Genomic DNA, 15,719 nt, shown 5'->3' with positions numbered 1-15,719 from the left:
ATATACTATACGACTTTAGTGTAATATCTATCAGAAAAAGACATCAATTTTAAAATTTATGACCTCTTCATCATTATATACAATAAATAACTGATATAAAACAATTTTTATTTCATGTTATAGTGTTGATGATCGACTTTTGGCTGAAGTTCACTCTGTTATCTATTTGTAAATTATATACCTCTATCAGTTGATACTGGGTTTGTACGGGCAAAAAATAGGGGAGCTCAATATGTGCTTAGCAAGCAAGTGGATTTTAGTCACATTCAATGATTAATACATTAGGTACACTTTTGCTATTGTTCTTTTTCTGTTACTCTGCTTGAGTTAATAAATAATGAGAGGATATAAGATGATTGTAATGAAAACCCGATACACGGCTGTAAAAGTGACGCGCGTATAAATCGGTCAAGTGAAGTAATGATAGGTAGATGAACTGAGGACTTTATTAAGTCACTTTCGTTTATTGTTTTCTTATCAAGCCATTTCCTAATTGAATAACTCAATGTCATTGAGTTTATGTTCGCGTTCCTTTTACCCGGTGTATGTCATTACCGGGGTCACAATATCTGAAGTAGACCCTAACTTAATTGTTTTTTGACGTTGTAAAACTGTCGATAAGTTTATGCATGCGTCTAGGGTAAAACCAATGAATTCTAAAACATTATTTACATATCCAATCTCATTACAACAACTTGGATGGAAAACATTTTTTCAGCAACAGCTTACACTTACCGATCTTGAATACTCAAGGTTTGCTAAAGTGATTGCTCACCATAGAAGCGGTTATCTATTAGCCACTGAGCAAGGTGAAATACCATTGCCTGTACATCAAAGCCAACCCTTGATGAGCATAGGTGATTGGATTGTGTTAAACCAAGAAAAAAAGTTTGAACGTTTATTAGAGAGACAATCATTGTTCAGTCGTAAAGCTGCTGGTAGTAAAGTGGTTGAGCAGTATATTGCTGCAAATATCGATACTGTGTTTATCGTGGTAGCACTGGATAATGATTTTAATTTGAGTCGAATCGAGCGGTATTTAACGCTTGCCAACGACGCACAAATTGAGCCTGTCGTTGTACTCACCAAAGTCGATCTTTGTGATGATGTCGAGGATAAAATTAAACACGTTCAGCAACTGGATAGTCAGTTAATGATCGAGGCAGTTAATAGCCTTGATGTGAGCTCGGTAAAGGTGCTGTTATCTTGGTGCAAGATGGGGCAAACCATTGCATTGATGGGGTCGTCTGGCGTAGGAAAGTCGAGTCTAATTAATGCATTATTAGGTAGAAAAGTGCAAATTACAGCGGGTGTTCGTGAAGATGACAATAAAGGACGTCACACCACAACATCGCGTTCATTGCATGTATTAGCAAGTGGTGGCTTATTACTCGATACACCAGGTATGCGTGAGTTACAATTAGCAGATTGTACCGTCGGCGTACAAGAAACGTTTGCTGATCTTGAAGTGCTTATATCACAGTGTCGTTTTGCTAATTGCCAGCATCACACTGAGCCGGGTTGTAAAGTACTTGCCGCTATTGATAATGGCCTCCTGACTGAAAGGCGTTTTAATAATTATCAAAAGTTATTGCGAGAGCAAGCTCGTAATGGTGCAACTCTGGCTGATAAACGTCTTCATGATAAACAGCTGTCTAAGATGTACAAAAAGGTGCAATCGACAGGCCGTAAACTAAAGCAAGGCGATTAATACACACTGAACATATCGACATTTTCAATGCCGCTAATTTAGCGGCATTTTTCATTTTCTTATCATCGACTTTATTTTCCCTGACATTCTACTGAACGATCCGCTATGGAGTGTTAACTGATCGTTTATTGCTTACGATTAAAGTGATATATATTTTTACGCTTACTTAAGGAATACTTTTATTCTTAATTAAATACCGATGGTTATGGATGATATGCGCCGTTTTATTTTAAGTTTGAGAGCATTAATAACAGTACTAATAACAGCACTAGGATGTGCACTATTGCTTCAAGGGTGTGCGTCAGTCGCAGTCGTGAATGATGACCATGATGATGTCATTCCTGCGCATAGACAAAATCAAACTGATCTGCAGGATGAAGTACAAAAAGTGAGTGTTATTTTTCCTATTGGTCAACAATATGAGCAGCACAAGGATGAATGCTGGGGTAACGACACATGGTGAGCTAACTCACACTTTTAGAAAATTAAGTTGTCAGTGTATAAAATGATATAGATTGTTTAGCGAAGGCTCATAGTTTATCGCTTACGATGAAAGTGATATTTATTTTTAATCAGGCTTAATCAATACTCTCATTACCAATTGAATATCAATGCTTAGGGATGATATGCACTGCTTTACTTTTGAAAATGGTACAAGCAGGAGGCCTATGGCCTCCTTAGTCAATCCATGGCTTTATCTGAATATTAGGGTCGACTATATTATCTTAATATATTGATACATACTATGATATTACTCATGTTTCAGTGTTGTTCCTTGGGTATATTCACTTTGAAATTAGCATGGCTATAATTACTGATATGTGTTTGGATATTGATTGTTTCGGAGTTTGGATTAAAAATCGCCTTATCAAAATGTAATCCGCTGGAACCTTTATCATCGGTGCAAATATAGGAAACATGCAATTGCCCCGTTATTTCATTTAAATAAAATGGTTTGGTAGGATCAATACTAGGGCTTTTAATGTCTACATAATACCCATCTATTATGATGTTACTGAGTGCGTTATCTTCATTGAGCGTATAGCTTAGTTTTTCAACATGTAATTCTTTTATACAATCAATGTGCGCATCAACATAATAGAATGCACCCCAGGGTCCAATGGGTAACTCTGCTTTAAATGTTACAAGAGGTTCTAATTCAGATTTACCTTCAAGAAAATATCGAGTCCCATCAAAGTAAACGTTGTCGATGTTATCTATTTCTTCGGTAATATACCAACTGGAAATATCACCTAATTTCACATTAAAGAATGCGGTAATAGCATTTAAATTTAATTCTGTGTCGAAAATGACATCACATACAGGATCTGACCCACAAGGTAAGTTGATCCAATGAGAAAATTTACGATCTACAATATCTGGTACCGCTGTAAAGGTTATTTTCTCGCCTATATTTAGGTGAGTATAGCGACAAGAACTCTTAGAGTTACAAAGCATATTATTTTCTGAGTCAGTAATATTTACATGGCCATCGCCTACTGTGTTAATATTAAATTCGTCAGGATGCATAAATTTCCAGTGTTGTTTTGTATTAGCACTTTGGCAAATCTTGGTATGTATATTTTTTCCTTGATGGTCACCTTCTCGCTCCATGCATAAATTTTCGTTCTGTAGCTTTATTTGTAGAGTATGGCGCATTAATTCCCAACGACTATAGGCTGGATCAGCCTCATCACAAGCAATAGTCTCAATGTTGTTATGTGAATTAGCAGATAAACAAATGTCAGAATACAAATAATTTTTGATCAGTCCATCTTCATCCATTCTCCAGGTACTGTTTTCTGCGACGGGGAATGAAGGGGCGTCACAATCACTCGTTCCAATGTGGATATTCTTACCAGACTCACTTCCAAAGCTATCCTTATGGACACAAGCATCTCCTGTTGAGCTGCGGATCACCATAGGATTATTGGCTAAAAATTGAGTTAGAAAAATTTGAATATCTCCTGGACGTGAGAATGCTATTGAACTTTGGGGTTGGCTTATTGAGTGCCATTCAGGAATGGGATCATTACTACTTGTTTTCATCTTACGCTCTAGGGTAGCTCTAACAACTTCATTGCCTGCTTGGTCATGAAAGCTGAATCTCCCATGAAATACATCCTTGTAACTAATCATTTTCCCTGTGTATATTTTTCCTTCCCAGAGAGTACATTGATCACCAATTGCGGTAAGTAAGCATCTAGCACCATTAAAATTATTTATGAGTTCCAGTGATCCAGTTTCCCTTCCAGAGCTCTCTTTCACCACGGTCCATTTTTCAGATAAAGGCAAGCTATTGTCCCATTTGCTGAAATAGTAATCAGCAGCAAAAACATGGCTTACGCCGAATAAATAAAGGATAAATACAGGTAAAATATATTTCATTACTTTGCTCCTTCGGGATAGATTAGGCCAATTTAAATAGCCCTAAAAATCATTTTAGAATTTGTAATGTGGGGCATCATAATGAACATAAATGATAACAACAACGATCAAATTGTAAGCATGCGTGATCTTGTTGTACGTGATGTGGTTAAGTGGATGTTTCATTTTTTATGTGTCTTTATTTTTAAGGGAGAGAATATGTTCCTGATGAAATAGAAGATGAAGCCAATGTCGATCAACATAGAAAAGCAGTGGGTTTACCCAGTTTGGCTAAGTATGCTAAATTTTTGAATGATTTTTACCTAGGGACTTTGTAGCGATAACAATGAAATGTATAAAGTGCTCTAACTTATTTGAATAATATAAGTTAGAGCGGATTTGTCATGCAATTAAAGGTTAAGCCTGCTTTTTATGTTGCTCATTAAAGCGAGCGTGTTTAAACGGCGTAATATCTAAATCCAACGGAAGGCCACGATACAAATCGTTAATAAGCTTTCCTGTGATAGCAGAAGTCAGAATACCTGTTCTAAAATGCCCACAAGCATTAAGATAACCTTCTACTCCTTCCATTTCGCCTAAAATGGGCAGTTCATCGGGTGTACCGGGCCTTAGGCCCGCCCAGCAACGTTTGATGTTCATGTCATTCAGTATAGGCAAACAGCGCATGGCGCCAGTGGCCAACTCTTTTAGTTCTGGTAGAGTATTAGTGGTATCAAATCCTTTCTCTTCTGTCGTGCTGCCAATGAGCACTTCACCGTTATCTTTTTGAGCGATATAACAGTCTGTGGTGGAAACACAGCCTTTGAGTACTTTAGGTAATTTCTCTGAGAGAATAATTTGTCCTTTAACGGGATAAACTGGAATCTCAATACCCGTGGCCATTTTACTTAATTGTGCAGCCCAACTCCCTGCTGCATTGATAAGCATGTCGCATTCTAGTGTCCCTTTTGTGGTATTGACGCCTGTGATGCGATTGCCATCTTTTTCAATGCTTATCACTTCAGTTTGTAAAAATAGCTCAACACCATTTTGTCTAGCCGCTTCCATATAGGCTTCATTTAAGCGATAAGGGTTGACCTGATGATCGCACTTAAACTCTAATGCGCCAATGGCATCAGCATTAATATAAGGCTCATCTTTTGCCAGCTCTTCAGCACTTAGCCAATTAATTTCATCTTTTAGTCCGGGAATTTGTTCTACAATCGAGTCGGCATAGAGTTTATCGTATTTGTCATACATGATGTATTTAAGGCCGGTTTTTTCAAACTTAAAGTCAACATCATGCTTGTCTTTTAATTCCTGCCAAAGGGCGGGGTACATATTATTGCTTTTAAGCGCAAATTCAAAAAAGCAATCAGGTAGAACATGAGGGCGCAGTGGTGGGAGATCGGCACCTTCGGCTTCTGCTCGCTGCATTGACATGCGTTTGAAGAATATCACTCCGCAACCTAAACCAACAGATTCACCAATAGCCCAAAGACCCCCTGCTGAAGCACGAGAGGCGTTACCCGGTTTCTTTAAATCAACTAAGGCAATATTAAGATCTTTGTCTTTACTTAAAAAATAAGCACAAGCTGCGCCAATGACGCCGCCACCTGCAATAATAATGTCATATTTCTTATGTGAGAGAGTTGGCATGTTTATGCACCTTCCGATAATGCTGAAAAAGGAATAGGGTCAAGAGGAAAACGAGGCTTAACGTATCCGACATCGAGTGTATCGAGCTCTTGTCTTAGCCTATCTTGGCAATAGCTATTACAGGTTTTTCCCTGACAATCACCCATGCCAACACGTGTTCGCATTTTTAACGCGGTAATATCTTTAACGCCTTGGTTGATCACTTTATCGATATCTGCTCGAGACACATTTTCACAGCGGCAAACGAGGGTTTCGGGTTTCAGTAGTGATAACAGCCCTTCTCGACGGCGGCCGACCCGATCAAAGCCTGCTCTAAAGAGTTTAACTTTATTGAGCAAGTTATAATATTCATTAGCTTTTTCTTTAGCGACAATGGCCGACATCATTTTCATATTTTGGGCTATGGATAAAGCGGCTATTCGTCCTTCCATCATTGCACCTTCTCCACCTAATATTCCCACACTGTCTCCAGCAATATAGGTGTTGGGTATAGAACTCATTTGCCATTCATCGACTTGGGGTTTAAGGCCACTTAAAGAGCAAGTGTCATGTTTAATTCCCATCAGTTGTGAGAGTTGATTGCGAGAAACAAAGCCATAACCGACCGCTAGGCTGTCGAGATCAATGGATTTTTCCGTATCTTGAATCGGATACCAATCTTCATTATATTGTGCGACAGTGATGCTGTTTAAAGACTCCTCTCCTTTTGCTGAAACAATCCCCCAACCATAATGGATGGGAATGGCGTGAGCTTTTAAGTAACTGAGTAACCCCATGCCTTCTAAAGTTAATAGGGGTCTATTTAAAAATGCACGGCTTTCTTTGGCAAAGTCACTGAACTTACCCGCTTCGTAAACACCCACAACATGGACGCCTGCTTTGTGAAGTTGGCAAGCCACTAAGGGAAGCAATGGTCCTGTGCCTACAATGGCCATTTTTTGACCGGGTTTAACTAAGCCTGATTTAAGTTGGAGTTGAACTCCGCCAAGTAACATAATGCCGGGTAATTGCCAGCCGTCGAAAGGAATACTGCGTTCATGGCAGCCCGTTGCAATAATGAGCTGTTCATAGGGGATGTCGAACACCTCGTTTTTATGCCTCACAAGCAGTGCCTTATTACCAGAGGGCCCCAAGACTCTGGTTTCGAGCATTAGCTGAATATGCGATTGGTTTTCTTGATATAGCTGACGTATGTTGGCTATTTTTTTTCGTAATTTATTATCGAGATGAGGTAATTCTATCGCTTCACGAAAGGGGCCGCGAAAAACAGCGCCACCAATTCGAGGAGCTTCATCAATCACAATAGAATGAATACCTGCCTCTGCAAGCTCGGCAGCAGCAGAAATACCTGCAGTACCTGCACCAACAATGACGACAGGAAGAGAAGAGTGAGACATATTACAATCCCTCATCTTGTAGGCGGTTGACTTGAGTGGTAATTTGCATTTCTGGCTCGATGAGTGTTTGGCATGCTTTCACTTTATGTTGCCCATTCACCTTGACGGTACAGCAATGACAAACCCCCATACCGCAATAGGCGCCAGTGACTTTACCGTGATCATTTTTGGTTATTGTTCTTTTGCCCACAGCAAATAGGACACTGAGAATATTCTCTCCTGGAATTGCGTCGACTGATTGGTTATCGACCCAAACTCGAGTTGATTGGCCACTGGTTGGAACGATATCGTGATTTCTTAGTCGTTTTTCATTTTTATTCATTAGTATTTCCTACCTCTAAAGCTCAAATATACAGATAAATATATGGCTGCGAGCGAGGGTACTGGTTTTTATGAACTTAATCGATAACAAAAGTGTGACAAATGTATGAATAGGTAACAAAAGTGCGGAGTATTTAAGCTTTCAATGATCTAGGTTAACTTATATTGATAAAATCTAAGGTGATAGAGGGTGTGAAGTGGATAACCGAATGGCTGTATGAAAACCTTCTGTTCGATACTTGTTTTGAATAACAAAACACCACCGTGATGGAAAAATATTCGTTTAATTGTTTATTGTAAAAAAGTACTTTACCTTTGCCATGCTTTTCAGCATAATGCGTTTCGTCAACAGGGGTGTAGTTCCAATTGGTAGAACAGCGGTCTCCAAAACCGATGGTTGGGAGTTCGAGTCTCTCCACCCCTGCCAAATACCAGAAGGCCTAGCAGAAATGCTAGGCCTTTGTTTTTTACATAATTTATTATTCTTTTATTTACACCTCTTCATTTTGTCTATTTTTTATATCTTACCTATCCGTATATACTAAAATAAAAAAGATTCTACCCATTGAAAACAGACTCTTAAATATCATAGTAAAAGAGCAAAGTACCCACTCATTGCCACCCTCTTAAACATCAAGGAACCTGAATGATCCCTTGTCAAGGCCAACTATCAATGCAGATTGTGCTTAAAGAGCTAAATCATTAACTATGCTTATGGTTATTGACTGAGTTAATTCGTATGAGAAATCAGCAAGGGGTAGTAAGTAAATGAGAATAATACGACAAGAACTTGCAACGATATGTTGTTTTTTAATATTAGTTGTTTTTATATCCTTAAAGGATGGCTTGTCGCCACAAAATTTAGGAAATACACAAAGCTTTTTTGTACTCATAATTGTTTTTCTTATCATGCTTTGGTGCGCATTCAATGTCGTGCGCCATGCAGAATCGCTCGCTGTTATTTTAGGCGAACCATATGGTACCTTGATCTTAACGCTCTCAGTCATTCTAATTGAAGTTGCGTTGATTTCTTCAGTCATGTTAACGGGAGCAGATAGTCCAACATTAGCAAGAGATACCATGTTTTCTGTCCTCATGATTATTCTAAATGGTTTGGTAGGAATAAGCCTATTACTTGGTGGCTGGCGCCACAAAATGCAAAGTTATAATGTGCAAGGAGCTAATGCATATTTATCTGTTTTAATTCCATTAGCAATATTAGGCTTAGTCATGCCAAGCTTTACTAACTCGACTCTCGGTGGAACATTATCCCCTTTGTTAGCAATTTCTCTAGGAATTGCTGCAACAGTATTGTACGGCGTATTTCTTGTGATTCAAACAACAACCCACAGTGATATTTTTCAGCCGCCTAAGCATAAACGTCCCCACGCCATATCCGCTAAACTTAATACACATAAATTAAAGGTGAAGACACTTTCTTATCACGTTGTGATGCTAATCGCTGCTATTTTAGCAATTGTCTTTTTATCTAAAATACTCGCTGTCTATATTGATCATGTGATTGCCCTAAGCCATGCCCCTGTTGAATTAGGGGGGTTTCTCATTGCTGCGATAATTTTAACACCCGAAGGATTAAGTGCAGTGAATGCAGCCTTGGCTAATAAGCTTCAACGTTCGGTGAATATTTGCTTGGGATCAGCGTTAGCAACGATTGGGTTGACGATTCCTGCAGTATTGTGCGTCAGTTGGATCACCACTTTACCCGTAGAATTAGGACTTGCTCCACTTGAATCGATGTTATTAGTATTGACATTAATGGTGAGTGTAGTCACATTCGTTAGTCGCAGAACCAATATCATGCAGGGGGTGGTCCACCTTACTTTATTCGCAGCTTATATCGTTCTTATTTTTGATTCAGTTTAAAGGTTAGTTAAGTAATTGGAGGCTTATTTTGTACTTTTCATCCGCCATACATGTTTTTAATGTTCAAAAATTCAGATGAATGAATCATTACATTGTTTTGAGGGATTAAAAACCTTACTGAGAATAAAAACGACATGCCCCCCAATTACAGCTAATGAACCAGGTTTCATGACAAATAACTAATGAACTTGCAATTTGGAATACAGTATTAACTATCTTAGGATAAATTTGTTCTTAGTGAATACCGAACGACGATAGCGTGACCTTTCTCTTAAATGAGTATTTTTTAATATCATACAAAAAATCATCGACACTGACACCGACTTCCATTATTTTATTCAATATCTTTGCTTAGATCAAAGTTATTCAATACTATTTATGGCCCCAGCAATAGAGCATTACAAGGAGAGTTTATGGCAACACATGATGTGAGTAAGCAGGGATCTGTGGAACCGTTTGACGGATTAAAAATAGTCGCGGATTATTCTTATTCTTATTTCTCAGGAACAAAAACAAGTATTACTGTTGGTGATTATAACAATATTAAGTTTGGTGCTTATCTAGGGCTCACAGCAGGTCTTAAATTTGATGTAACTTTAGCCAGTAAGTGGTCTATTGATGTATTACTCAATAAATGGTCATTTGAGCGTATCTATATAGGTGAAAATGCGACTGAAGTAACGGCAGCCAAAAAAGAATTGGCTGCGGCAAAGATTGCTTTAGCAGAAGCTGAAATGAAATTAGTGCAAGCCAAATTAGCTGCAACAGAAGAGAAAGTGGAAATTATAGAAACAGCAGTAGACAGTATTTCAACTGAGTTAGTCGCAAAAGGTAATGAGATCCGGGCTGTTGAAACAGAAATTGGTGAGGTTTCAACGAAAATCACAGATACTGCAAATGATCTTAATACTGTCGCGACAGTGATTGCTGTAGTGGGTACTGCAGTTATGAGTAATACGACAAAAATTGAAGAGAATACTACTCAAATCGAACAAAATGAAATGGCTATCATTGAGTCTGGAATTTTAATGTTAGATTGATTAAAATCTCTAATTCTACCTCTATAGCTAGCGTGAGTGGCTGTTGAGTATTTGAATGCTGTTTTTGAATATAGGGCCTTAATGGCTAATTTATAGCGCGCAAAGTCTGTAATATATCAGCATTCTCGAACTAGCTCTAACAGTCTCTAATCCTTCCTCCCTGAGGATAGGTCAAATTACCCTTAAGAACAGACAATATAAAAATAACAACAAGTAAAATAGAAGTTTTTAATATAAACTATCATATTAGAAATATCTTTCCACCATATTATATTTATACCTACGAGTAATGAACGCTTATACCTATATATCATTTTCACTTTAACAGTATTAACTTCAATATTTAAATTAAACTTTATTAATAGGTAAAGATAAGTAAATATATTTTTTAATTTCAAACAAGTCTTGTAAGTTGTAGACCAGCTTGTTCGATATATTAATGATTGATAATTAAAATATCCAATATACAATAATCAATAAAAGTTGATAGAACATTATATTAAACTTTTCTAGTGGGAGGTGCTTCATGTATTATGATGATAGTGATGATGACGGTACAATAGCTGCATTTGAAGCCATTAATGATTATACTGGCTGGAAAATGATAACCAATTATTCCTATTCATACACCTATGGTTCCAGTACAAGTGTGACAGTGGGGAATTATAATAATTTAAAATTAGCATTAGCAACGAGTCTAACCATCGGAGCAAAAATAGATATCACCTTGGCCAGTAAATGGTCAGTTGATGTGTTAGTCAATAAATGGTCTTTTGAACGTATTTATTTTGGTGAGAATGCAACAGAAGTCACTGCGGCGAAAAAAGAGTTAGCCGCGGCCAAAATTGCTTTAACTGACGCTGAAATGAAATTAGTACAAGCAAAATTAGCTGCTACAGAAGAAAAAGTGGATGTAATAGAAACGGCAGTAGATAGCATTTCAACAGAGTTAGTAGTAAAAGGTAATGAGATCCGAGCTATTGCAACAGAAATTGGAGAGGTTTCAACGAAAATCACAGATACTGCTACAGATCTTAATACTGTCGCGACAGTGGTTGCTGTAGTAGGTACTGCTGTTATGAGTAATACAACAAAAATTGAAGAAAATACTGCTCAAATACAGCAAAATGATATAGCTATCTTTGAGTCAGGAGTTTTAATGTTAGATTGATTAACGCCTATCATTCTACTTCTATCGTTTTCGTTTGTTGAGTTTTTTTGGTGCTTAAACATCAATTAATAAATGATATTTTCAGTATCTGTGCTATATCATTATTCTTGAATGAGAGCCCAAATTCACTCGACCTTCCCCATCTAAAAATAGGTTAAAATTACTAATGAGCACAATTGTAAAGCTAATATAACCGCATTAAGTAAGCATTTACTGATAATAAAAATGTATATTATAAACTCTTGCAACTATACTTTATTCACTGCCTTTATTTTTTAAAGAATTAAATACTGTAGACTTATATATTGGTGTGTGTTTTTATTAAAAATAAATTATAAACATTCACTACTCGCCTTTTAAATCCCATACAAAATATAGTTTTACTATATAGGTAAGGATTATAAACCAGACGAATTAAAAGCAATAAACTCATCGTCAGTTATTGACAAGTTTTAAGCGAGGTATTTATAACTTATGATAATAAATTCTCATGACAAATTAATAATCTAAAAAATTAAAGATCTTCTATTTATTATATTCTACTATTTTACCTCTGAATTAAATAGTGAAACCCACCTATATTGATAACATTTACAGAATATAACACTGCAGTGATAGGGCTAAAAAATGCAACAATGATCACTATTAATGAAACATTTTACTTTACATTAGTCAGTAAGAATAGTGTCAATCTGGTATTAAATAAATATACGTTAAGTGAAATAGCTATTGAAGAAAGTAGTACAAAAATTGCAGTAGATAAAGCTGAATTAGCAGCACAAAAATTTATCATTGAACACGCGAGTTTATTAACAACAGCGTCAATAGCATTAAATGTGAAATTAGTCACCTCTACGCTCAACACTTTGACTTCTGATGTCAGCGTATTAGCTAGTGAAGTTAACACAACTATGGCGAGCATTGATACAAAAATAACTGCCATAGAAAACTAAAACGAACCAAGTTGAGCTGTGTCAGCAAGAGTAACAGCAATTAAAACTGCAGTTGATGCCATACTACAAAAATAGAGGCAAATACCACAGATTTGTATATTATGGAGAACGAGTTAACTATGCTTGGTTAACATGGAGGCTAAATTGAATTGGCTACCTCTCATTTTTACTAGTCATTGAGTTAACTAGCTAGCTTTTTTATTCTTTTTCTTTCGCCACATTTCTTAGATATCAAGGAGCATGTGATTTTTTTTTTTTGAAAAGCACACTCTTTGATTAATTTGGAGTATCTTTATTGCAGAAGAGCATTTGAGAGACTGCATTATGACATTTCAAGATTTTTTAGGAATCGACTTACCTATCATTCAGGCACCGATGGCAGGGGTGCAAGATAGCGAATTAGCCATTGCCGTCGCCAAGGCGGGGGGAATGGGCTCACTGCCATGCGCGATGTTGAGTCCTGACATTTTAAAGTTTGAAATCGAAAAATTAAAAACACAGGTATCTACCCCTATTAATCTCAACTTTTTTTGCCATCAATCCCCAGAATATAATCATGCCATTGAATTAACATGGCGATCAGCTTTAAAGCCTTACTTTTTAGAATATGGCATTCAAAAATCGGACATTACTCAAGGGGCCAAACGGGTCCCCTTCAGTCATGATATTGCCGATATCATTGAGCCTTATCAACCTGAATTTATCAGTTTTCATTTTGGGTTGCCAAATAAAGCCTTGTTAGAAAGAGTAAAATCTTGGGGGGCAAAAGTGTTATCAACGGCAACAACCGTTGAGGAAGCTCAATGGCTCGAAGCCAATGGAGCCGATGCCATAATTGCACAAGGCATTGAGGCTGGTGGCCACAGAGGCATGTTTCTGACTCAAGATGTAAGTACTCAAATTGGTACTTTCGCTTTATTACCTCAAATTATCCATAAGGTTAAGCTCCCCATAATTGCTGCTGGTGGTATTGTTGATGCACAAACGGTTAAATTAGCGCTATCTTTTGGGGCATTAGCGGTACAAATCGGCACAGCATATTTATTATGCGACGAAGCTAAAACAACAATCATTCATCGAAAAGCCATTAAAAGTCCACAATCTAGACATACGGCACTGACAACACTATTTTCAGGCAAGCCTGCCCGAGGAATTATGAATAGAGTGATGATAGAAATGGGTATCATGAATTCAGCCGTTCCTCCATTTCCGTTAGCAGCGATGAGCATGACCGCTATACGTAAAAAGGCTGAAGCTAAGGGAATTAAAGATTTTTCTCCATTATGGTGTGGGCAAAATGCAACTGGCTGTAAAGAAATATCAGCGATGACACTAACAAAAGCACTGGCAAAGTTGATTTAGAGAAAGCATGATAGTCACTGCGTATTCATCAATTTTTACTGCTGGTAACAACGCACCATCGAAGATAGCGATGATTAATTTATATCGCTAGTTTTATCAAAAAAGATCAAAATCAAGCTTGAATACTTAATATTAATGTTGCGCCAAGGGTTACCTATTGTTTTTATCAAGAACGGACGCTCTTTTAAATTCATAAAAATGCTATTTAGCACTAATATTGAGGGTGTTCGATATAATGCGTTACTCTTTTTAAAATTGACATTAACAATATCAGGAGATAATAGATTGACTTTTAATGTAAAACTACCTGATAAAATGCTAGGTGTTGGCTTAATTTTAGCCCCAATGGTGGGAATTATAACCTTATCTTTAGATATTTATGCGCCTTCATTACCCAATATGATGCGTATGCTATCGAGTTCTCAGATTGAATCTCAATTGACCATGACAGCTTACACTTTATCTCTAGGAGTGGGACAGCTTATTTTTGGCCCATTATCCGATCGATTTGGCAGACGTATTAGTGCTATAACAGCACTATTTGTCTATATTTTAGGCTCACTCTATTGTATTGTTTCCTCAAGCGTTGAGAGTTTGATCATCGCGAGAGTAATACAAGGCTTAGCAGCCTCTGCGGCAGTTGTAACCGCTTATGCCATTATTCGGGATCGTTATGTCGGAGTACAAGCAGCAAAAGGTTATGGTTTTTTATCCAGTGCGGCAACATTAGGCACCTTGATAGGTCCTGTCATTGGCGGTTTGTTACAAGCTCAATTTCATAACTTTAGAGCGGCCTTTATCGTATTGTTCATTTTTGGCATTATTGCGTTATTAATAGCTGTTTTGTTTATTGAAGATACGAGTCGCTTTCAGCCTCGCCAGACATTAAACCTTAGGCAAGTCTTTAAAAACTATGTTTTTATAATCAGAAATAAATCGTTATTAAGTTATAGTGTTTTCAGTACAGCTAGTGCTATTTTATTTTTTACATTATCCAGTATTTCCCCCTTTATATTGATTGAGCAATACCATGTTAGCCAGGAGGCCTATGGCTTTTATTTTGCTAGCTGTGCCTTGATGTTTGTTATTGGCGCGTTTTGCTCTTCTCGTTGGGTTGAATTTCTTGGGCTTAATCGCAGCATTATGATAGGGGCAAGCTTAATGCTTACTGGAGCTGTCGTAATGCTATTAAGTAACCTTTATATTAAAGAAAATGCGTTAACCTTTATTTTTCCTGCTTGGTTGTTATTTGGGGGAGTGGCTTTTTGTTTTGGGCCTTCTTTAGCCGCTGCAATGGAGGATTTTAAAGCAATGGGGGGGGCCGCAAGTGCAATATTAGCCTGCCTTCGTTATGGCTTTGGTAGCCTTTTAGGAACATTATTTATGTCACAGTTTGCTAATACGGCTGTCAATTTCAGCCTATTTTTTATAGCTATCTCAATCGGTTTATTGGTTGTTATTTTTATTCAATACCGCTCTGATAAGTAATACGACTCTAGCAAGTGTAGAATAATACCAATCTAAGTAAAAATATGATCTAATTACATTTATCCTATGCTCTTTTATCCCTCTGGATACACATGGTATTGAACCTCACTGTGTTCGGGCTTTTTATTTTCCATCTGAGAATAGCATCAGTCATGGGTCATTGATACGCATCCTGCATCAATGGCATTCCCTATATCCTATAAATCACCCGCTTTGAGCAAGCTCTTCGCGTTAAAGCACATGGATGTGGAGAACGTAGAAAATGTCTGGAACTATTTTCTATCAATGTGCGCAAAGCTACGCTTCGCCAACAACGCCCATTTCACCCTACGACTGCCAAGGTGAATATGACAACGTCATAGGCCT

At 37.4% G+C, this 15,719-nt stretch carries 12 protein-coding genes and 1 tRNA gene; 9 read left to right on the top strand and 4 right to left on the bottom strand.

Features of this window, described 5'->3' with window-relative positions; translation table 11 throughout:
- The first annotated feature begins 649 nt into the window (after window positions 1-649).
- The gene (gene rsgA, locus Q0779_RS05265) at window positions 650-1,711 is read left to right on the top strand and encodes a ribosome small subunit-dependent GTPase A (protein WP_298770251.1); all 1,062 of its coding nucleotides are present in this window, start codon (window positions 650-652) and stop codon (window positions 1,709-1,711) included.
- A gap of 214 nt (window positions 1,712-1,925) precedes the next feature.
- Entirely contained in the window at window positions 1,926-2,174 is a 249-nt protein-coding gene (locus tag Q0779_RS05260) for a hypothetical protein (RefSeq protein ID WP_298770249.1), read from the top strand.
- A 299-nt stretch (window positions 2,175-2,473) separates the two neighbouring features.
- Here Q0779_RS05260 and Q0779_RS05255 read toward each other — a convergent pair whose 3' ends face one another.
- The 4 genes from Q0779_RS05255 to Q0779_RS05240 form a co-directional block, all read right to left on the bottom strand.
- A complete protein-coding gene (locus Q0779_RS05255; RefSeq protein WP_298770247.1) occupies window positions 2,474-4,099 on the bottom strand; it encodes a ricin-type beta-trefoil lectin domain protein in 1,626 nt (541 codons plus the stop codon).
- Between the two features lie 396 nt (window positions 4,100-4,495).
- A complete protein-coding gene (locus tag Q0779_RS05250; RefSeq protein WP_298770245.1) occupies window positions 4,496-5,737 on the bottom strand; it encodes an FAD-binding oxidoreductase in 1,242 nt (413 codons plus the stop codon).
- Between the two features lie 2 nt (window positions 5,738-5,739).
- Window positions 5,740-7,134 (bottom strand): FAD/NAD(P)-binding oxidoreductase, encoded by a 1,395-nt coding sequence (locus tag Q0779_RS05245; RefSeq protein ID WP_298770244.1) that lies wholly within the window; start codon window positions 7,132-7,134, stop codon window positions 5,740-5,742.
- A 1-nt stretch (window position 7,135) separates the two neighbouring features.
- Window positions 7,136-7,456, bottom strand: a complete 321-nt coding sequence (locus Q0779_RS05240) for a 2Fe-2S iron-sulfur cluster-binding protein (RefSeq protein WP_298770243.1) — start codon at window positions 7,454-7,456, stop codon at window positions 7,136-7,138.
- A gap of 349 nt (window positions 7,457-7,805) precedes the next feature.
- Between Q0779_RS05240 and Q0779_RS05235 the strand changes: the two genes are divergently transcribed.
- The 7 genes from Q0779_RS05235 (at window position 7,806) to Q0779_RS05205 (ending at window position 15,353) form a co-directional block, all read left to right on the top strand.
- Window positions 7,806-7,882, top strand: a tRNA-Trp gene (locus Q0779_RS05235).
- A gap of 341 nt (window positions 7,883-8,223) precedes the next feature.
- On the top strand, window positions 8,224-9,339 hold the full coding sequence (locus tag Q0779_RS05230; protein WP_298770241.1) for a calcium:proton antiporter: 1,116 nt from the start codon (window positions 8,224-8,226) through the stop codon (window positions 9,337-9,339).
- A gap of 413 nt (window positions 9,340-9,752) precedes the next feature.
- Entirely contained in the window at window positions 9,753-10,379 is a 627-nt protein-coding gene (locus Q0779_RS05225) for a hypothetical protein (RefSeq protein ID WP_298770239.1), read from the top strand.
- Window positions 10,380-10,905: 526 nt separating this feature from the next.
- A complete protein-coding gene (locus Q0779_RS05220) occupies window positions 10,906-11,550 on the top strand; it encodes a hypothetical protein (protein WP_298770237.1) in 645 nt (214 codons plus the stop codon).
- 581 nt (window positions 11,551-12,131) lie between these two features.
- Window positions 12,132-12,503: a hypothetical protein gene (locus tag Q0779_RS05215; protein WP_298770235.1), complete on the top strand. Its 372-nt coding sequence runs from the start codon at window positions 12,132-12,134 to the stop codon at window positions 12,501-12,503.
- A gap of 324 nt (window positions 12,504-12,827) precedes the next feature.
- Complete coding sequence (locus Q0779_RS05210) at window positions 12,828-13,865, top strand: nitronate monooxygenase (RefSeq protein ID WP_298770233.1); 1,038 nt, start codon at window positions 12,828-12,830, stop codon at window positions 13,863-13,865.
- Between the two features lie 285 nt (window positions 13,866-14,150).
- Window positions 14,151-15,353 carry a multidrug effflux MFS transporter gene (locus Q0779_RS05205; protein WP_298770231.1) on the top strand — a complete coding sequence of 401 codons (1,203 nt, stop codon included), beginning with the start codon at window positions 14,151-14,153 and terminating at the stop codon, window positions 15,351-15,353.
- The last annotated feature ends 366 nt before the right edge of the window (window positions 15,354-15,719 follow it).

This window comes from uncultured Shewanella sp. (genome assembly GCF_947491715.1).
Classification (GTDB): Bacteria; Pseudomonadota; Gammaproteobacteria; order Enterobacterales; family Shewanellaceae; genus Shewanella.
This window is presented reverse-complemented; position numbering and strand designations above follow the sequence as displayed.